At 64.6% G+C, this 18395-nt stretch carries 16 protein-coding genes; 10 read left to right on the top strand and 6 right to left on the bottom strand.

The window, feature by feature from the left end; translation table 11 throughout:
- Positions 1-27: 27 nt before the first annotated feature.
- From BMY53_RS17025 to BMY53_RS17015, 3 genes are all read left to right on the top strand, one after another.
- Entirely contained in the window at positions 28-705 is a 678-nt protein-coding gene (locus tag BMY53_RS17025) for a ParA family protein (protein WP_092947685.1), read from the top strand.
- A gap of 42 nt (positions 706-747) precedes the next feature.
- On the top strand, positions 748-1200 hold the full coding sequence (locus BMY53_RS17020; protein ID WP_092947791.1) for a MaoC family dehydratase: 453 nt from the start codon (positions 748-750) through the stop codon (positions 1198-1200).
- A gap of 362 nt (positions 1201-1562) precedes the next feature.
- Complete coding sequence (locus BMY53_RS17015; RefSeq protein WP_092947684.1) at positions 1563-2306, top strand: response regulator; 744 nt, start codon at positions 1563-1565, stop codon at positions 2304-2306.
- A gap of 121 nt (positions 2307-2427) precedes the next feature.
- Here the strand turns inward: BMY53_RS17015 and BMY53_RS17010 are convergent, their stop codons facing one another.
- The 4 genes from BMY53_RS17010 to BMY53_RS16995 form a co-directional block, all read right to left on the bottom strand.
- A complete protein-coding gene (locus tag BMY53_RS17010) occupies positions 2428-3273 on the bottom strand; it encodes a segregation and condensation protein A (RefSeq protein WP_092947790.1) in 846 nt (281 codons plus the stop codon).
- 71 nt (positions 3274-3344) lie between these two features.
- Complete coding sequence (locus BMY53_RS17005) at positions 3345-3548, bottom strand: DUF3460 family protein (protein ID WP_092947683.1); 204 nt, start codon at positions 3546-3548, stop codon at positions 3345-3347.
- 48 nt (positions 3549-3596) lie between these two features.
- Complete coding sequence (gene metG, locus BMY53_RS17000) at positions 3597-5642, bottom strand: methionine--tRNA ligase (RefSeq protein WP_092947682.1); 2046 nt, start codon at positions 5640-5642, stop codon at positions 3597-3599.
- A gap of 201 nt (positions 5643-5843) precedes the next feature.
- Positions 5844-6893: a bile acid:sodium symporter family protein gene (locus BMY53_RS16995; RefSeq protein WP_092947681.1), complete on the bottom strand. Its 1050-nt coding sequence runs from the start codon at positions 6891-6893 to the stop codon at positions 5844-5846.
- Between the two features lie 1028 nt (positions 6894-7921).
- Here BMY53_RS16995 and minC point away from each other — a divergent pair.
- From minC to minE, 3 genes are all read left to right on the top strand, one after another.
- Positions 7922-8791 carry a septum site-determining protein MinC gene (minC, locus tag BMY53_RS16990; protein ID WP_255370254.1) on the top strand — a complete coding sequence of 290 codons (870 nt, stop codon included), beginning with the start codon at positions 7922-7924 and terminating at the stop codon, positions 8789-8791.
- Positions 8792-8856: 65 nt separating this feature from the next.
- On the top strand, positions 8857-9669 hold the full coding sequence (gene minD / locus BMY53_RS16985; RefSeq protein WP_092947680.1) for a septum site-determining protein MinD: 813 nt from the start codon (positions 8857-8859) through the stop codon (positions 9667-9669).
- Positions 9670-9687: 18 nt separating this feature from the next.
- The gene (minE, locus tag BMY53_RS16980) at positions 9688-9945 is read left to right on the top strand and encodes a cell division topological specificity factor MinE (protein ID WP_092947679.1); all 258 of its coding nucleotides are present in this window, start codon (positions 9688-9690) and stop codon (positions 9943-9945) included.
- 152 nt (positions 9946-10097) lie between these two features.
- Here the strand turns inward: minE and BMY53_RS16975 are convergent, their stop codons facing one another.
- Positions 10098-11105: a D-2-hydroxyacid dehydrogenase family protein gene (locus tag BMY53_RS16975; RefSeq protein WP_092947678.1), complete on the bottom strand. Its 1008-nt coding sequence runs from the start codon at positions 11103-11105 to the stop codon at positions 10098-10100.
- Positions 11106-11265: 160 nt separating this feature from the next.
- Here BMY53_RS16975 and BMY53_RS16970 point away from each other — a divergent pair, with 160 nt between their 5' ends.
- The gene (locus tag BMY53_RS16970) at positions 11266-11769 is read left to right on the top strand and encodes a DUF1993 domain-containing protein (protein WP_255370253.1); all 504 of its coding nucleotides are present in this window, start codon (positions 11266-11268) and stop codon (positions 11767-11769) included.
- A gap of 78 nt (positions 11770-11847) precedes the next feature.
- Here BMY53_RS16970 and BMY53_RS16965 read toward each other — a convergent pair whose 3' ends face one another.
- On the bottom strand, positions 11848-12309 hold the full coding sequence (locus BMY53_RS16965) for a hypothetical protein (RefSeq protein ID WP_143074112.1): 462 nt from the start codon (positions 12307-12309) through the stop codon (positions 11848-11850).
- A 492-nt stretch (positions 12310-12801) separates the two neighbouring features.
- On the opposite strand from BMY53_RS16965, the gene BMY53_RS16960 reads away from it, so the two are divergent.
- The 3 genes from BMY53_RS16960 to BMY53_RS16950 are packed head-to-tail and all read left to right on the top strand — an operon-like array spanning position 12802 to position 18326.
- The gene (locus BMY53_RS16960) at positions 12802-14691 is read left to right on the top strand and encodes an O-linked N-acetylglucosamine transferase, SPINDLY family protein (protein ID WP_255370252.1); all 1890 of its coding nucleotides are present in this window, start codon (positions 12802-12804) and stop codon (positions 14689-14691) included.
- Positions 14692-14709: 18 nt separating this feature from the next.
- Positions 14710-17115 carry a type I secretion system permease/ATPase gene (locus BMY53_RS16955; RefSeq protein ID WP_092947676.1) on the top strand — a complete coding sequence of 802 codons (2406 nt, stop codon included), beginning with the start codon at positions 14710-14712 and terminating at the stop codon, positions 17113-17115.
- Positions 17116-17117: 2 nt separating this feature from the next.
- The gene (locus BMY53_RS16950) at positions 17118-18326 is read left to right on the top strand and encodes a beta-barrel domain-containing protein (RefSeq protein WP_092947675.1); all 1209 of its coding nucleotides are present in this window, start codon (positions 17118-17120) and stop codon (positions 18324-18326) included.
- Positions 18327-18395: the final 69 nt, after the last annotated feature.

Below are 18395 nucleotides of genomic sequence, written 5' to 3'. Positions count from 1 at the left end.
AGGAGAGTATCCGGGAGAGGAGTGGCCATGCCGGTGATTCTGGTTGCCAACCCCAAGGGAGGCGTTGGCAAGAGCACGCTCGCGAGCAACATCGCGGGTTACCTGTCCCATCGTGGACACGACGTGATGCTGGGCGATATCGACCGCCAGCAGTCTTCTGCCAAATGGCTCGCGCAGCGCCCCACCAGCGTGCCGCTGGTCCGTGGCTGGGAGCTGTTATCGGCGGACGCTTTGCGCACACCCAAGGGGGTTACCCACGCGGTGCTGGACACACCGGCGGGCCTGCACGGCAAGAAACTGATGCAGGCGCTCAAGGTGGCGGACCGGGTGGTAGTGCCGTTGCAACCCAGCCTCTTTGACATCCAGGCGACATACGACTTCGTTCGCGAGCTGCAAGATGCCCAGCAGGATCGTGGTCATGCGGGCCGGAACGGTCATGGCAATGGCGCGGGCGGCGGGACGGGCAAGGCGGTCGGGCTGGTGGCGATGCGGGTGCGGGACGGCACCCTCTCCCAGCAACAACTTCAGCAGTTCATCGGCCAACTGGGCCTGCCGTTGCTGGCCCAACTGCGTGACACCCAGAACTACGTGCAGCTGGCTGCGCGCGGGCTCACCTTGTGGGATATCGCGCCGGGCCGGGTAAACCGCGATCTGGAGCAATGGCAAGAGCTGTGCGCCTGGTTGGAGCAACCCGCCTCGACATAGACGGTGGTGGCCGGGCGCCTGAACATCAATCAGGAGACCCGCATGCGCATGTTTGACTGTCTGGACGAGCTGGAGGCCCTGGTGGGTCAGGAGATTGCCGTCTCGGACTGGGTGGACGTGGACCAGGCCCGCATCGACGCCTTTGCCGAGGCCACCGAGGACCGGCAGTGGATCCACCTGGACCCCGCGCGCGCCGCGCAAGGGCCCTTCGGCGGGACCATCGCCCACGGCTTTCTCACCCTCAGCCTGCTGCCGCGCTTCTTCGAGACCGCCTACCGTGTCCGCGAGACCCGCATGGGGCTCAACTACGGCCTGGACCGGGTGCGCTTTCCTGCGCCCGTGCCGGTGGCCAGCCGTCTGCGGGGCCGTTTTGTCCTTCGGCGGGTCGAACCGATCGAAGGCGGCCTGCAGATGATGGTGGAGGTGACGGTGGAGAGCGAGGCCGGGGGCAAACCGGTGTGCGTCGCCGAATCCATCACCCGCCAATATCGATAGGGCGCCGCTGCGCCGCAGCCCAACCACGCTGCATGAGCGGGGCCGCTGGAATTCGGGTCCGCTCGGGCTGGCGCACCTGCCAATGCTCTCCAAATATGAATGCGGCAACGGCACGGTGTTTCCAGTAACCAGCTGAAACTAAAATGCCGCTTTGTTCTTTTAAAGAACAAAGTTTCACCCGCGCTGCCACCGTTAGGGGGAGTGTCTTGCGGGAGGGCGGCGCCTATGATCGCGCCTTCCAAGGGGCTGGACGCTCTTCGTGACTTGTCGAGACGACATCATGGAGCGGGTGTCCGGGGCCCTGCCTGAATAGTTTTTCCGACATTATTTTTTCCTGTATCAGGAACGAAGGAGTGCTTCGCGTGAGGGTTCTGCTGATCGACGACCATCCCCTGATCCTGGCCGCGCTGCAGACCGTCATCCAGGGGCTGGGTGATGACGTGCAGGTGCTGGGGGCGGACAGCGCCGCCCAGGCACGTGACACGCTCAAGGCTCGTCAGGATTTCGATCTCGTGCTGTTGGACCTGAACCTGGGTGATGCCAGCGGGTTTGACGTTCTTGAGGAGTTCCGGGCGCAATACCCGTCCTTGCCGGTGGTGGTTATTTCGGCCTCTGATCGTGCGAGTGATGTCATTCGCGCCATTGACCAGGGCGCCATGGGTTTTATTCCCAAGCGCACCACCAACGAAGTACTGGCGCAGGCGCTCAAGCTGGTGATGTCGGGCGGCATTTATGTCCCGCCGATGTCGTTGGGCAGTGAAGTGCCGGAGCCTGTGGAGCTGGTGGCGCATGACGCTGGTCCGGCCACGATGGCGGACAAGCTGCAGCAGGTGCATGCCTTGGCCAGCCAGGCGGGTTTCCAGACCACGACGGGCCTGGAAGGCTTGCAGCTCACGCCGCGCCAGACTGATGTGTTGGCGTTGTTGCTGCAGGGCAAGCCCAACAAGATCATTGCGCGCGAGCTGGGCGTCTCCGTGGAGACCATCAAGGACCATGTGGCGGCGGTGCTCAAGGCGCTTGGCGTGAGCTCGCGCACGCAGGCAGTTCTGGCCGTGGGCCAGATGGTTCAGCGTCAACCCAACGCGGCGTTCACGACCTTCCGCTGAAGCGCCATCAAGCCTTCGAGCCCCTTGGCGTAAGTCAAGAAGGGAATGGCCGGCGGAGCCGGACAGGAATGACATGGAACCAAGGGGCCCCGGGCTGGCGCTTTCCGGCGGGGGCAGAGGATCAGGCTCTCGTCGCCACCTCATACGTGAGCCGTACATAGATCGGCGCAAACGCCTCCGCCTGGGTGATCTCCACCAGCCGCTCCCGCGACAACTCCAACATCGCGATAAAGCTCACCACCAGCACTTGCGACCCTTGATCCAGGTCGAACAGATCTTCGAACTCCACGAACTTCTGCCCCTGCAGCCGCCGCAGCAGATGGCTCATGTACTCGCGTACCGACAGCTGCTCGCGGGTGATCTTGTGATGCTGGTTCAGCTTGGCCCGCCGCATCAGGTCGGCCCAGGCCGCCCGTAGATCTTCCACATTCACATCCGGCAGCCTGGGCGCCAGTGATTGTTCGATGTGGATCTGCGCCCGCAGGAAATCCCGGCCCAGCACTGGCAGCTGATCCAGCCGTAGCGCCGCCTGCTTCATCTGCTCGTATTCCAGCAACCGGCGCACCAGCTCTGCCCGAGGGTCTTCCGGTTCCGCGCCGTCGTTGGACTTCTTCGGCGGCAGCAGCATCCGCGACTTGATCTCGATCAGCATCGCCGCCATCAGCAGATACTCGCTCGCCAACTCCAGGTTGTGCCGGCGGATCTGTTCCACGTAGCTCAGGTACTGGCGCGTCACCTCGGCCAGCGGAATATCGAGAATGTTGAAGTTCTGCTTGCGGATCAGATACAGCAGCAGATCCAACGGTCCCTGGAAGGCTTCCAGGAACACCTCCAGCGCATCCGGGGGGATGTAGAGGTCCTGGGGCATCGCAAACAGCGGTTCCCCGTACAGGCGCGCCACCGCCACGCCGTCAACAGTCTCCGGCGTGGTGGATTCACCGCCCGCCGCCGCCGGGGCATCCGGCAGGGCGTGGGCGGGGGGCTGGTCCGTGTTGTCGCTCACCGCGACTGACGTGAGTGGTGGTGCGCGGTGGCGGGTCAGTCTGCCTTCGTCTGGTAGACGTAAGGCTGCTGCTCCACGCGGGCATCGCGGTATTCGGACTGTGCCTGGCGATCGATGTCACGGTCCCACAGCAGGCCACGGCCGGCACGTTGCTCGGCTTCCAGCGTCGGCTTCTGGGTCTTCAGCTGTTCGATGAACTGCGTGACGTCGGACTTGTAGGGCTTCCAGAAGAGCGGCATGGCGTTTTGGCTTTTTGAATGAGGCAGGGATCGAACTGTGGGGGATTATCAGCGAATGCGCATGCCCGGCACGGCGCCCGGGAAGGGTTCCAGCACAAACACGCCGGGGTGGGTCTTCTCGTCCGCATCACTCGCGGCCAGCACCATGCCCTCGGACACGCCGAACTTCATCTTGCGCGGTGCCAGGTTGGCCACCATCACCGTCAGCTTGCCTTCCAGCTGTTCGGGCTTGTAGGCGCTGCGGATGCCGCTGAACACGTTGCGCAGGCGGCCTTCACCGGCGTCCAGCGTCAGACGCAGCAGCTTGTCCGAACCTTCCACCAGCTCGGCCTTCACGATGCGGGCCACGCGCAGATCGACCTTGGTGAAGTCGTCGATCTTGATTTCCGGGGCGATGTCCTCCCCACCCGGCACCACCTTGGGCGCGGCGGGCGGCTCGAACAGGGCTTCCAGCAGCTTGGGGTCCACGCGCTGCATCAGGTGTTCATACACGCCGATGCGATGGTCGCCCAGCACGCGGTCCGCGTCGTCAAAGCGCATCGGTGCCACCTGCAAGAAGTTTTCCACCTGCGCCACCAGGGCCGGCAGCACTGGCTTGAGATAGATGCTCAGCAGGCGGAAGGCCTCGATGCAGACGGTGCAGACGTCCTGCAGCACTTGCCCCTTGCCTTCCAGCTTGGCCAGTTCCCAGGGCTTGTTCTGGTCCACGTATTCATTCACGCGGTCCGCCAGCAGCATGATCTCGCGCAGGGCCTTCCCAAACTCGCGGGTCTCGTACAGCTCCAGGATCTGGCCCTTGTGGGCGCGCAGCGCGTCCAGCAGCGTGTTGCCTTCCACGCCCACATCGGCAGACAACTGGCCGCCGAAGCGCTTGGACAGGAACCCCGCCGCGCGGCTGGCGATGTTGATGTATTTGCCCACCAGGTCCGAGTTCACCCGGGCGACGAAGTCATCCGGGTTGAAGTCGACGTCTTCCACCTTGCTGTTGAGCTTGGCGGCCAGGTAGTAGCGCAGCCACTCGGCATTCATGCCCAGGCTCAGGTACTTGAGCGGGTCCAGGCCGGTGCCGCGGCTCTTGCTCATCTTCTCGCCACCGTTGATGGTGAGGAAGCCGTGCACGAACACGTGGTTGGGCGTCTTGCGGCCGCTGAACTGCAGCATGGCGGGCCAGAACAGCGTGTGGAAGTAGGTGATGTCCTTGCCGATGAAGTGCACCTGCTCCGTGTTCTCGTCGGCCATGAAGGCGTCGAAATCACGGCCCGACTTCTCGAAGTAGTTCTTCAGCGAGGCCAGGTAGCCGATCGGCGCATCCAGCCACACGTAGAAGTATTTGCCCGGCGCATCCGGAATCTCGATGCCGAAGTAGGGGGCGTCGCGGCTGATGTCCCAGTCGCCCAGGCCGCCGTTGCCGTCCTCGTCCTTGGTGAACCATTCCTTGATCTTGTTGAGCACCTCGCCCTGCAGCCGGCCCGGGGTCTGGGTCCACTGCTCCAGGAATTCCACGCAGCGCGGGTCGGAGAGGCGGAAGAAGTAGTGCTCCGAGCTCTTGAGCACGGGCGTGGCGCCGGTCAGCACCGAGAAGGGGTTGTGCAGCTCGGTGGGCGAGTACACCGCACCGCAGACTTCGCAGGAATCGCCGTACTGGTCCTTGGCGCCGCACTTGGGGCACTCGCCCTTGATGAAGCGGTCCGGCAGGAACATGGACTTCTGGGGGTCGAAGAACTGCTCGATGGTCTTGACCGAGATCAGTTCATTGGCCCGCAGCGACTTGTAGATCTCCTTGGAGAGTGCGTGATTCTCGGCGCTGTCGGTGGAGCTCCAGTTGTCGAAGCTGATGTGGAAGCCGTCCAGGTACTGCTTGCGGCCGGCAGCAATGCCGGCCACGAATTCCTGGGGCGTCTTGCCCGCCTTTTCGGCGGAGATCATGATCGGCGCGCCGTGGGCATCATCCGCGCAGACGAAGTGCACCTCGCTGCCCATCATGCGCTGGAACCTCACCCAGATGTCGGCCTGGGTGTACTCCATGATGTGGCCAATGTGAAAGTTCGCATTGGCGTAGGGCAGGGCGGTGGTGACAAATAGCTTGCGGGTCATGGCAAGAAGCCTGGTGGGCCTGGTTGCGTCGGGGAAACCGGGGATTCTAGGTGAGGGAACCTCTACATAACGCCTCGCGGCCGAGGTGACCGCCGCTTCGGGCGGTCCGCGTCGTTGCAAATCCTCGCCATAGCCCCCGCTATGGCTGTGGTTGGCGCCTTGCGCCCCATCCCGAATCAGGGCCACCTCGACTTGAGGGCGTTAGGTAGAGCTTCCTTGGCGGGCTGCCTGATTTGCGCCAGTGTCAGCGCCGAGCGTGGCCGGGCGCTCCCGGGCGGCATACCGCTGGGCCAGCCAGGAGCACAGGATCAGCTGCAACTGGTGATAGAACATGATGGGCAGCACAATGACGCCCAACGCCGGGTTGGCACCGAACAGCAGCTTGGCCATCGGGACGCCGGACGCGAGCGTTTTCTTGGAGCCGCAGAACACGGCGGCGATTTCGTCCTCGACCGACAGGCCCATCAGCCTGGCGACGGTGCGGCTGAGCACCACCACGACCACGAGGAAGAAGGCCGCTCCGGCCGCCGCCTTGACCAGCAGCCCCGCGCCATGGTCTCGCCACAGGCCGGAGGCGACCGAGTCGCTGAAGGCGGACAGCACCAGCAGAATGATCACCCAGCGGTCCACCAGGGTGATGGATGATTTGTGGCGCTGATAGAAGCCCAGCAGCAGCGGGCGCAGCAACTGGCCGGCCAGGAGCGGCAGCAGCAGCAATTGGGTGAGCTTCCAGACCGCCTGGCCAAAAGGCAAGGCCGCGCCGCTGGTGCCGGCCATCAGGGTGACGAGGGCAGGGGTGAGCACAATGCCTAGCAGGCTGGAGGCGCTGGCATTGAAAATCGCCGCCGGGACGTTGCCGCGGGCCAGCACGGTCATGGCGACGGAAGAAGAGATGGTGGAGGGCAGGGCACACAGGTAGGCAAAGCCCAGGGCAAGATCATGCGGGAGCCAGCGGCTGAACAGCGCCATGAAGCCCCACCAGAGCAGCGGGAACAGGAGGTAGGTGCTGAGCTGGACCAGCAGGTGGACGCGCCACTTGAGGGCACCGTCTCGCAGGGCGGCGGCGGAGAGGCCCAGGCCGGTGAGGAAGAAGACCAGCGCCACGCCCCAGTTGCTGACGATCTCCAGGCGCAACCAGCCGCCACTGCGGCCGAGGTCCGGGAGGATGCTGGCCAGCAGTACGGCGCCCACCAGGGCGAGGAGGAACCATTCCTTGCGTAAACGGGCAGAGAGCTTTGCCATCTTGGTCATCGGTGGACTCTAGCTTCTTTGTCCGCGCCAGAAAGCGCCGACTCGGGGCCCTTTTCCTCCATGCCCGGGCCAGTGGCCCTGGCGCTCCCTAGGTATAAACAGTCCACTGGACTGTTTATGTCCCAGGTCGCTCCACCGCCCGCTCCGCGGGCTCCCCCTTTTACTGACGGAAAAGGGCCCCGAGTCGGCGCTTTCCGAACCGAGGACCGCCACGTACGCGAACTGCCGCTTCCGTGTGTGCGGTTCGATGGACGACAAAAGAACCACTGAACGGATCACGAACATGACGCACGAGGGTGCGCTAATCGCGCGCAGGATTTACGACCGAATCGCGTACGGAGCGCCCATCTTGATGGCGTGCCTGACTGCTAAAAGGCAGGCGCCGACTTCGAATTGTGTTCAACGCCTGACCGTAACGCGTTGATTTTGAAGGGCCTGAGAACCTATCCACCGAGCCTGTGGATAAATGTGTGGGAAACCTCCCCAGGGTCTCCCTAAACCCTTGATTGATCGTGCCTCAGGGTTGGTTGCCTCTTTTCCGAGCAGTCTTCTTTCGTCTATATAAATCAACGAGTTAGCGCTGCCTCGGGGTATCCCGGAAGAAGGGTAGTCCGACACAGGTATCAAAATGTCAGGAGCTGGGAAGTGGGGATAAGTCAACCCCCCACCTGCTGATTTTTGGCTTGACAGACCCGGCTTGACCCCCGAACGGGCGACCCGACGAGGGGCAGACTGTCCACCTTCGCTGTGGACAACCATGTGGGCTGGCTGCCGATGAGGAACGCAAGTCCTTGTCAGCGCTTGGCTTTGACTGCTTTGCTGCAAGATGTGGCATCTCATTCGCACCACAGCCCAGCAAAAAGGGCAGCCGGCCCCGTGAGGACCCTCAAGGTTGACGTGAGACGGACCGCTAAAATCCGCCACTTTGTTACGCATCGACCTCTTTCATGGCGCAGGCTTTGGCGGGACCCACAGATTCCACGGCGGCACGCTCCGCGTCGGCCGGCAAATCGCCGGACCTTTTTGAATTGAAGAGCGCCTCCCTGAGCCTGCTCTCGCTGGTGCTGAAGACGGCCGACTCGGCGGCGCTGGAGCAGTCGCTCACCGCCCGCCTGGGCGAAACCCCCGACGCCTTCCATCACGACCCGCTGCTGCTGGACCTGACCCAGTTGCCCGACGTGGTCGAGACCGCCACCGCCTCCACCAGCCACGCGCCAGCTACCCACCTGCCTGAGGCCGATGCCAACGGCCAACTCAGCCTCCAGGCTGAATCAGAACCCGCTCCCGCATCCGCACCTGCGCCCGCCTCCCCCGCCTCAGCACTGCCGCGCGTGGACTTGCAAGCGCTGCTGCCCCTGCTGCGGCGCTTTCGCCTGCAGCCCGTCGGAGTCGTCGGCGCGAATGCCGCCGAACTCGAACAGGCCTCGTCCCTGGGGCTGGCCGAGGCGCCGGAAGCCGCCGCACCCATGGCACGCGCCGAGCCGCGCGTCGAGACCGTCGTGCAAGAGGTCATCAAGGAAGTCGTGATCGAGCGCCAGGTGGAAGTGGCCGTGGCCGCGGAATCCCGCACCGTCATCGTCGACAGACCGCTGCGCTCGGGTCAACAGGTCTATGCCAAGGGCGCTGACCTGGTGGTGCTGGCCCTGGTGAACCACGGCGCCGAAGTGATCGCCGACGGCAACATCCACGTCTACGCACCGCTGCGCGGAAAGGCCATCGCCGGTGCCCGCGGCAATACCGACGCACGCATCTTTGCCCAAAGCCTGGAGGCGGAACTGATCGCCATCGCCGGCATCTACCGCACCACCGAGAACCCACTTCCCGACAACGTCCGTGGCAAGCCCGCCATGGTGCGTCTGGATGGCGAAAAACTGCTGATGGATCCCCTGGGCCAATGAAGCCCGCACAGCATGAATATCAAGCTGCATAGACAGCGACCGAACAACTGAAAGGACCAAGACCCATGACCAAAATCGTTGTGGTGACTTCCGGCAAAGGTGGCGTAGGCAAGACCACCACCAGCGCCAGCTTTGCCACCGGGCTGGCCATGCGCGGGTACAAGACAGCCGTGATCGACTTCGACGTCGGCCTGCGCAATCTGGACCTGATCATGGGCTGCGAACGCCGTGTCGTGTACGACCTGATCAACGTCATCAATGATGAAATCAAGCTGAGCCAGGCACTGATCAAGGACAAGCAGCTGGACAAGCTGTTCATCCTCGCCGCCAGCCAGACCCGCGACAAGGACGCCCTCAAGCAAGAGGGCGTGGAACGCGTGCTCGAAGAGCTCAAGGCCATGGAGTTCGACTTCATCGTCTGCGACTCGCCCGCCGGTATCGAGACCGGCGCGCTGATGGCCATGCACTACGCTGACGAGGCGCTGGTGGTCACCAACCCGGAGGTCTCCTCCGTCCGCGACTCGGACCGCATCCTGGGCATGCTCAACAGCAAGACCAAACGCGCCATCGAGGGCAAGGAACCGGTGAAGGAACACCTGCTCATCACCCGCTACAACCCCAACCGGGTCGAAGGCGGCCAGATGCTGTCGCTGGAAGATATCCACGAGATCCTGCGCACGCCGCTGATCGGTGTGGTCCCTGAAAGCGAGATCGTGCTGCAAGCCTCCAACCAGGGGCTGCCCGCCATCCACATGAAGGGTTCGGATGTGGCCGAGGCCTATGCCGACGTCGTTGCCCGCTTCCTGGGTGAAGACAAGCCCATGCGCTTTGTGGAGGCGGTCAAGCCCGGCTTCTTCAAGCGCTTGTTCAGCCGCTGACATCCACCGGGAGAGACCATGGGATTCATGTCCTTCTTCCTGGGCGAGAAGAAAAGCACTGCCAGCGTCGCGAAAGAGCGGCTGCAACTGATCCTCGCCCACGAACGCAATGGCCGCAGCGCCAGTCCCGATTACCTGCCGCAATTGCAGCGGGAACTGCTCGCCGTCATTTCCAAATACGTTTCCATCAACCCGGAAGACATCAAGGTGCACATGGAGCGCCAAGATGACCTGGAAGTCCTGGAAGTGAAGATCGAACTGCCGGAAAAGCGCTGACCTCAGCGACTTGGGACCCACCCCACGCGGTTAGCGTGGGGTGTTCCACCAGCATTCCACGCGGTTAGCGTGGGGTGTTCCACCAGCATTCCACGCGGTTAGCGTGGGGTGTTCCACTCGCATTCCACGCGGTCAGCGCGGGGTGCCTCCAATTACCGCAGCACCTTCAGCGCATCCGGATTGACGATGTTGCTGGGCGTGCCCGCGATGTAATTCAGCACGTTGTCAAACGCCGCGTCGAAATACATCTGATAGCTGTCCAGCTCCACATAGCCGATGTGGGGCGTGCAGACCGCGTTTTCCAGCCGCAGCAGGGGATGCCCCTGCAGGATGGGTTCGCTCTCGAACACGTCCACCGCCGCCATGCCGGGTCGGCCTCGGTTCAGCCCGGACACCAGGGCGCCGTCCGCCACCAGCTCCGCCCGCGAGGTGTTCACGAACAGCGACGTGGGCTTCATGCGCGCCAGGTCTTCAGGCGTGACGATGCCGTTGGTGGCATCCGCCAGGCGCAGGTGCAGCGTCAGCACGTCCGCCTGCTCAAAGAAGGCTTCGCGGCTTTCCGCCGCCTGATGGCCGTCCGCCTGCGCGCGCAGCCGGGAAGATTCACTGCCCCACACCAGCACCTGCATGCCGAAGGCCTTGCCATAACCGGCCACCATCTGGCCAATCTTGCCGTAGCCCCACACCCCCAGCGTCTTGCCCTTCAGCACCATGCCCAGCCCGAAGTTGGGCGGCATGGAAGCCGACTTCAGTCCGGATTGCTGCCAGACCCCATGTTTCAGCGTAGAGATGTACTGGGGCAGGCGGCGCATGGCGGCCATGATCAGCGCCCAGGTCATCTCTGCCGGAGCAATGGGGGAGCCCCCACCTTCCGCCACCGCAATGCCCAGACGCGTACAGGCCTCCAGGTCGATGTGTTTGCCCACCCGGCCCGTCTGGGAGATCAGCTTGAGCTTGGGCAGCTTTTCCAGCAACTGCCGCGGGAATTGGGTGCGTTCGCGGATGGTCACCAGTACTTCGGCGTCCCGCAACCGTACCGATAGCTGACCAATTCCCTTGACCGTATTGGTGAAGACCTTGGCATTCAGCGCGTCCAGTTTGGCGGCGCAAGGCAGCTTGCGCACAGCGTCCTGGTAATCGTCGAGGATGATGATGTTCATAGGCGTGCGGACCCCATCCTAACCGCGTTGATCGCCTCTTCGTTTGTCAGCCAGGGCTGTTGATGTGGGCTGATGCAACAGTTGCGAACAGCAGATAGCATCCGCGCCCATCCGCTGGACGCATCCCGGCGGGTTTTCGCATCGACAAGGAGATCTCCTCATGGACATGTTCACCGCCACCGTGCCGGTGTTCGACCGCATGCTGGGCAGCATGCAGACCTGGATCGGGCTCGCCCGCGAACACGCCAAGGCCAAGGGCTTTGATGAATCCGTCTACCTGACCCTGCGCCTGGCGCCGGACATGCTGCCGCTGCCGCGCCAGATCCAGATCGCCAGCGACGGCGCCAAGGGCGCCGCTGCGCGCCTGTCCGGCCAGGACGTGCCGAGCTGGGCCGACACGGAAGTGACGCTGGACGACCTGGTCGCCCGCCTGCAGAAGACGCGTGACTACCTGAACGGCTTCAAGCCGGAGCAGCTCAATGGCACCGAGCAGCGCGAGGTGCTGGTGCCGCGCCGCCAGGGGGAGCCGCTGAAGTTCACGGGGCAGGACTTCCTGCGCTTCTTCGCCACGCCCAATCTCTATTTCCATGCCACAACGCTGTATGCGTTGCTGCGCCATGCGGGTGTGCCGCTGGGCAAGATGGACTTCCTGGGGAGCCGCTGAGGACCCCCTAAAGCGCTGAGATCGCTGAGATCGCTGAGCGCGCTCAAGAGCGCCGCGATCGTTGATCTTGAAGGCGTTTCAGCCGCGGCCGAGCTTCTTCTTCAGCTGGCCGCGGCTTTCCTCGAACTGCGCAGTGAGCAACTGCATGCGCCGCTCCGCCTCGCCCTGGCTGCGAGCCCGGGCCACCTCGGTGTAGACCAGGGCCCGCAAGTGCCAGAGATCCTGCGGATGCCGGCTGTGCACGATATGGTTCAGCACGGCCTCCAGCCGCAGTTGACGCTGGGTGTCGTCTTGCGTCTGGGCCTCCTTGATCAGGTCGGACAGGCAGCTCCGGAAGGCCGATCGCAGCCGCGCCATCGTGCGGATGCTGGTATCGGGCCGGCGGCCGTCACGTGGCCACAAGCGCATCAGGCTCTGAAAGATGGAGTCGCTGCCGCGTCGCCTCGATAGCGATGCTTTGGATTGGACCGATGCGGCAGCCGCTTCCAGCAGCCATGCCGAACCTGCGGCATGGGTGTCCTGATCATCCTTACAAGACAAGGTCGCCTTCATGATCTTGATCGCCGGCGTGGTGTTTGGCGCGTCCCTCGACGTCCCCGGGCCTGCCTGTGGGCCCGCTCGCGCGGCGTTCGATCCGTGTGGGCTGGCCTCTATGGGCCTCGAACGCGAGTGAATTGTGTCTACAGAGGTGTTCCGTTAAATCTTCGAATAGGCCGCTGACCGCCCCGCAATTCGTGCTCAAGTTGGCATTTCAGCAGCCGATAAAGGATTGAATCAGCGGTTTGTGACAGGGGTCTTGATGCTTTTGGGCGGGCCGAGACCGGTGGGCGGCTGGCGCGCGCCACGGGTGCAAGGCGCTGGGCAAGGACGGAATTAACCGGTCGCTGCCGGCCAATTGGGTCGTTTCAAGTTCGTCACAGCCGTTCACAATCCTGACAGGCGGCCTCGACGGGCGAGGCTGGCATGTCTTGCCGGTGTTTGTCCGCTTGACCCGGGTTGCCCGAACCGCCACCGTCCAACGAGCCCATCACCATGGATCTTGCCTCCACGAGCATGCAGCACCTGAGCGTTCCAGCCGCGCTGGCCCCGGAATGGGAGCTTCTGCTTCAACGCGCCCGTGACGGCAGCCTGCCGTTGCCTGAGCTGATGGACCGGGGCAACTTCCTGCAGAACCAGCAACTGGGCCACGCTGCAGCCGCCCTGTACGAAACCTGGCTGGGCGTGGAGGGGCATCCGACGGCCAACCGCCTGGTGGCGCTCTACAACTGGGGCACGGTGCTGGGCAATATCCAGCAGCACCAGCGTGCCGAAGAGATCTACCTGCAGGCGCTGGCCATCAGCCCGACCTTTGCCCAGGCGCGCCTGAACCTGGGCCACCAGCTGGAACACCAGCAACGTATTGAAGAGGCCCTGGCGGCCTGGCGGGGTGTCTACGACCACGAAGGCCCGATGGAGGCCCTGGGTGCCGACCTGGTGGGCCTGCGCACCCACGCCTTCAACAATGCCGCCCGCCTGCTGGAGCTGCAGCGCCGGTATGAAGAGTCCGAGGCGCTCATGGTCCGCAGCCTCACCCTGAAGCCGGACCAGACGGACGTGATGCAGCATTACGTCCACATCCGCCAGAAGCAGTGCAAGTGGCCGGTCTACCAGCCCTTCGGCGAGGTCACCCACAACGCCTTGCTGCTGGCCACCTCCTTGCTGGCCACCCTCAGCGCCACGGACGACCCTGCCTTGCAAATGGGCGCCGCGCAGCGCTTTGTGTACGAGAAGGTCACCAAGCCGAAGGAAGCGCCGCTGTGGCGCCATCCGGCCTCGGTGGCCGCGCGGCAGCAGGGGGGCAAGATCCGCATCGGCTACCTCTCCGGTGACCTGTGCATGCATGCCGTGGGCCTGCTCACCGCCGAGCTCTACGCGCTGCACGACCGCGAGAAGTTCGAGATCCACGCCTTCTGCTGGAGCCGTGAAGACGGCACGCCACTGCGCCGCCGCCTGCTGCAATCCTTTGACAAGGTCTGGCGCATCAATGCGATGGACGACACCACGGCCGCCAAGGTCATCGCCCAGGCCGGTATCGACGTGCTGGTGGACCTGCAGGGCCTGACCAGCGGCGCCCGCCCCAACATCCTGGCCTACCGGCCGGCGCCCGTGCAGGTGAGCTACCTCGGCCTGCCGGCCACCTCGCTGTTGCCGGGGGTGGACTGGATCATCGCGGACCGTTTCGTGATGCCCCCCGAGTACCTGGCCTACTGCAGCGAGAAACCGATCTTCCTGCCGCATTGCTACCAGGTCAGCGACCGCCAGCGCGAGGTCGGCGCCACGCCCACCCGGGCCCAGTACCAACTCCCCGACGACGCCTTTGTCTTCTGCTCGTTCAACAACAACCACAAGATGAACGGCGAGATGTTCGGCGCCTGGATGCGCATCCTGGCCGGTGTGCCGGGCAGCGTGCTGTGGCTGCTGGCGGACAACGAATGGGCCAAGGGCAACCTGCAGCGCGAGGCGCAGGCAGCTGGTGTGGATCCGGCACGGCTGATCTTCGCGCCCCGCGTGGCCCCGCCCGACTATCTGGCCCGGTTCACCCTGCCGGACCTGGTGCTGGACACCTTCCCCTACAACGCCGGCACCACCGCCAGCGACTGCCTGTGGATGGGAACCCCCATCCTGACGCGTTCCGGCCGCAGCTACATCTCCCGCATGTGCGGCAGCCTGCTGACCGCCGTGGGTCTGCCGGACCTGATCACGTTCTCTGTGGAGGAGTATGTGGAGCGTGCCATCCAGATCGGCCTGAACCCCGGCCGGGCCCGTTCCTACAAGCGTTACCTGCGCGACGAGGGCCGCCAGAGCGAACTATTCAACATGCCGCAGATCGTTCGTGACATTGAGCGCGAATTCGAGCAATTGGCACTGGCCCACCGGGCCTGATTGATACACGATCCCGACATGAGCCGGCCTCACGACCCCTTCTTCGACGGTGACCAGCGCGCACGCCGCCCCGGCTTGCGCCTGGCTGCCGAGGATGGCCATCGTGCGCCCGGCATGCCCGAAGACCCGCAGGACCCGCTGGCCGGGCTGGCGGCCCAGCCGGCCATCGACCCGCTGCTGCACTGCCTGGCCTGGCTGACCCAGCACCACGGCCGTGCCCGCTCACCCGATTCCTTGCGGGCGGGCGCTCCCATTGAGGGCCAGCTCAGCCCGGACCAGGGCATTCGCCTGATGCGCGAAGCCGGCTACAACGCCGGCCTGCTGCGCAAGAGCATCGACGAAATCAACCCGCTGCTGCTGCCGGCGGTGCTGCTGCTCAATGGTGGCGACGCCTGCGTGCTGGTGCGCCGCCTGGACGAAGGCGAGGGTGGGGGCGGCCGCTACGAGGTGGTCTTCCCCGGTCCGGAAGCGGCGAGCTGCGTGGCGCCGGCCTCCGAGCTGGACCAGGAATACAGCGGTTTCATCCTCGCGGTGACGCCGCAGGAGCAGTCGCAGGCCCGTCCCCTGGCGGGCGAGCCGCCGCTGCTGCAGCCCGAGAAGCACTGGCTGTGGGGCACGTTGCGCCGTTTCGTGCCGTATTACCGCTCCGCCATGTTGGCGGCGCTGCTCAGCAATGTGCTGATGCTGGTGTCGGGCCTGGTCACCTCGGTGATCTACGACAAGGTCATCCCCCACCAGGCCTACGTCACGCTCTGGACGCTGGCGGTCGGTTCCGCCCTGGCGCTGCTGTTCGACATGTTCTCGCGCCAGCTGCGCAGCCACCTGATCGACCTGGCGGGCCGCAAGACCGACCTGATCATTGGCGCCAAGCTGTTCCGCCAGACGCTGGGTGTGCGGATGGAACACAAGCCGGCCTCGGCGGGCTCCTATGCCCACTACCTCTCCCAGGTGGAAGTGGTGCGCGACTTCTTCACGTCGGCCACCATGTCGGCGCTGACCGACCTGCCGTTCATTGTCATCTTCGTGGCGATGACCTTCATCGTGGGCGGCCCGCTGGGCTGGGTGCTGATGCTGGCCATCCCGCTGATGCTGGGCATGAGCCTGGCCATCCAGGGTTACCTGCGCCGCGCCATGCGCACCAACATGACCGAGGCGGCCGACCTGCACGGCACGCTGGTGGAAGCCCTGGAAGGGCTGGAGGACCTGAAGACCTCCGGCGCCGAAGGGCGCTTCCTGCGTCGTTATGAGCAAAGCACTGCCATCGTGGCGGAGTCCGCGCTGAGGGCGCGCACCATGTCCAGCTGGAGCATGAACATCTCGATGTCCATGCAGCAGCTGATCAACCTGGTGATGCTGGTGTGGGGCGTCTACCTGATTGGCGACGGCACCATCACGGCGGGCGCGCTGATTGGCGCGGTGATGTTTGCCGGCCGGGCCACCATGCCGCTGAACAGCGTGGTCAGCCTGGCCACGCGTTATCAGGGGGCCCGGGCCGCGATGATGTCGCTGAACTCGGTGATGAGCGCCCCGACCGAACGCGAGTCGCAGCGCAACTACGTGCCGCTGACCCAGGTCACCGGCCGCATGGGCCTGACGGATGTCGGCTTCAGCTACCCCGCGCAAGGTGACGCGCAGTCGCCCAAGGTGCTGCGCAATGTCACGCTGCGCATTCAGCCGGGCGAGCGTATCGCCATCCTGGGCCGCATCGGCAGTGGCAAGTCCACGGTGCTGCGCATGCTGGCAGGCCTGTATCAGCCGACCGAAGGCATGGTGGAAGTGGACGGCATCGACCTGCGCCAGATCGACCCTGCGGAATTCCGTAGCAAGGTCGGTTTTGTGTCGCAGGAGCCCCGTCTCTTCCATGGCACCCTGCGTGACAACGTCTTGATGGGCCGCCATGTGGACGCCCAGCGTCTGGTGGAAGTGGCCAAGCTCACGGGCCTGGACCGGGTGGTCTCCACGCACCCGATGGGTTGGGACCTGCCTGTCGGTGAAATGGGCACCTTGCTCTCGGGCGGCCAGCGGCAGCTGGTGGCGCTGGCGCGCAGCCTGGTGACCAAGCCCCAGATTCTTCTGATGGATGAACCGACCAGCTCGATGGATGCCCAGTCCGAGATCGCCTTCCTGCGCCAGTTGCGGGACGCGTCCGGTGACTGCACGCTGGTGATGGTCACGCACCGCCCGGCGGTGCTGGAGCTGGTGTCGCGCATCCTGGTGGTGGACAGCGGCCGGCTGGTGATGGATGGCCCGCGCGACCAGGTGCTGGCGGCCTTGTCCGGCGTGCGGCCGGGGACGGCGCCAGGCCAGGCACAACCACAGCCGGGGCAGGCCCCGGGTGCGCAGCCCCAGGTCGCCCAGGCGGCCAATGGCACGGTCCACATGCATCCGGCTGCGCAGCCGGTGCAACGTAACGCGGCGGTCTGACCATGGCCTCACAACGTGCCCTGAGCCGGGAAGAAGGCCTGTTCATCAGCAGCGTGCAGTCGGCGCTGATCGATGAACCCTTGCCCAAGGCGGTGTGGATCCTGTACCTGCTGGCGGCGGTGCTGATCGTGGGCATTGGCTGGTCGTCGCTGGCCACGGTGGACGAGGTCACGCGCAGCGATGGCCGCATCGTGCCGGACGGCAAGGAGCAGGTGATCACCAGCCTGGAGTCCGGTGTGCTGAGCAAGCTGCTGGTGCGCGAAGGCGACGAGGTCGAGGCCGGTCAGCCCCTGGCGGAGCTGGACCCGACGCGTGCGGAAGCGGCCCAAAACGAGAGCCAGGTGAAGCGGCTGGGCCTGATGGCGCAGGTGACGCGCCTGCGGGCGGAAGCCCTGGGGCAGCCGCTGAAATTCCCCGCCGAGGTGCAGCAGGTGCAGCGGCTGGTGGACAGTGAATCCGAGGTGTTCGACACCCGCCGTCGGGTGCTGGACGAAGCGGTATCGAGCTTCAACCGAAGCATCGGCCTGCTGGCCTCTGAATTGAAGATGGCGCAGGACATGGCCTCCAAGGGGCTGATGTCCAACGTGGAAGTGATGCGCCTGACGCGTCAGGTGAACGAGCTTCAGCAGCAGCGCAATGAACGGGTCAGCCGCTTCCGTCAGGAAGCGAGCAGCGATCTGTCGCGCATCCAGACGGAGCTGGCGCAGATCGACGAACAGATGGTGGTGCGCAAGGATGCGTTGCAGCACACGATCCTGAAGTCACCGGTGTATGGGCTGGTGAAGAACATCAAGATGAATACCGTGGGCGGCGCCGTGTCCTCGGGCGCGGCCATCATGGAGATCGTGCCCTTGGGATCGCGGGTGCTGGTGGAGGCCCGGATCAAGCCCAAGGACATCGGGTTCCTGCAGGTGGGGCAGTCGGCCGTGGTGAAGGTGGCCGGGTATGACTTCAACGTCAACGGCGGGCTGCACGGGAAGATCCAGTACATCAGTCCGGACGCCCTGGGCGAGACGGAGAAGAACGGCGAAGGCACGTACTACCGCGTCATCGTGGGGGCGGACCGGGTCGACATCAAGATGAAGGGGGAGCCGTTGCCGGTGATCCCGGGGATGACCGCGTCGGTGGAGATCCGGACCGGGGAGCGGTCGGTGCTGAGCTACGTGCTGCGGCCGATGCTCAAGTCGAGGGAAGCCCTGCGGGAGCGGTGACCACTCCGTGACTTCGTTCATGGAGAACGCGGCCCTGAATCGCGTCGTACACGTTTGGAAGCAGGTCTT

The organism is Roseateles sp. YR242, assembly GCF_900109745.1.
Taxonomy (GTDB): domain Bacteria; phylum Pseudomonadota; class Gammaproteobacteria; order Burkholderiales; family Burkholderiaceae_C; genus Roseateles.
The sequence above is the reverse complement of the archived record's forward strand: the minus strand, read 5'-3'. Positions and strand labels throughout refer to the sequence as shown.

What these genes read in the sequence shown, in the direction of transcription:
- BMY53_RS16975 (WP_092947678.1), bottom strand. Translation starts at nt 11,105, where the DNA reads ATGAACATCATCATCCTCGACGATTACCAGGACGCTGTGCGCAAGCTG.
- BMY53_RS17025 (WP_092947685.1), top strand. Translation starts at nt 28, where the DNA reads ATGCCGGTGATTCTGGTTGCCAACCCCAAGGGAGGCGTTGGCAAGAGC.
- BMY53_RS16995 (WP_092947681.1), bottom strand. Translation starts at nt 6,893, where the DNA reads ATGACCAAGATGGCAAAGCTCTCTGCCCGTTTACGCAAGGAATGGTTC.
- BMY53_RS16960 (WP_255370252.1), top strand. Translation starts at nt 12,802, where the DNA reads ATGGATCTTGCCTCCACGAGCATGCAGCACCTGAGCGTTCCAGCCGCG.
- BMY53_RS16950 (WP_092947675.1), top strand. Translation starts at nt 17,118, where the DNA reads ATGGCCTCACAACGTGCCCTGAGCCGGGAAGAAGGCCTGTTCATCAGC.
- BMY53_RS17020 (WP_092947791.1), top strand. Translation starts at nt 748, where the DNA reads ATGCGCATGTTTGACTGTCTGGACGAGCTGGAGGCCCTGGTGGGTCAG.
- minD (WP_092947680.1), top strand. Translation starts at nt 8,857, where the DNA reads ATGACCAAAATCGTTGTGGTGACTTCCGGCAAAGGTGGCGTAGGCAAG.
- BMY53_RS16970 (WP_255370253.1), top strand. Translation starts at nt 11,266, where the DNA reads ATGGACATGTTCACCGCCACCGTGCCGGTGTTCGACCGCATGCTGGGC.
- BMY53_RS17005 (WP_092947683.1), bottom strand. Translation starts at nt 3,548, where the DNA reads ATGCCGCTCTTCTGGAAGCCCTACAAGTCCGACGTCACGCAGTTCATC.
- minE (WP_092947679.1), top strand. Translation starts at nt 9,688, where the DNA reads ATGGGATTCATGTCCTTCTTCCTGGGCGAGAAGAAAAGCACTGCCAGC.
- BMY53_RS16955 (WP_092947676.1), top strand. Translation starts at nt 14,710, where the DNA reads ATGAGCCGGCCTCACGACCCCTTCTTCGACGGTGACCAGCGCGCACGC.
- metG (WP_092947682.1), bottom strand. Translation starts at nt 5,642, where the DNA reads ATGACCCGCAAGCTATTTGTCACCACCGCCCTGCCCTACGCCAATGCG.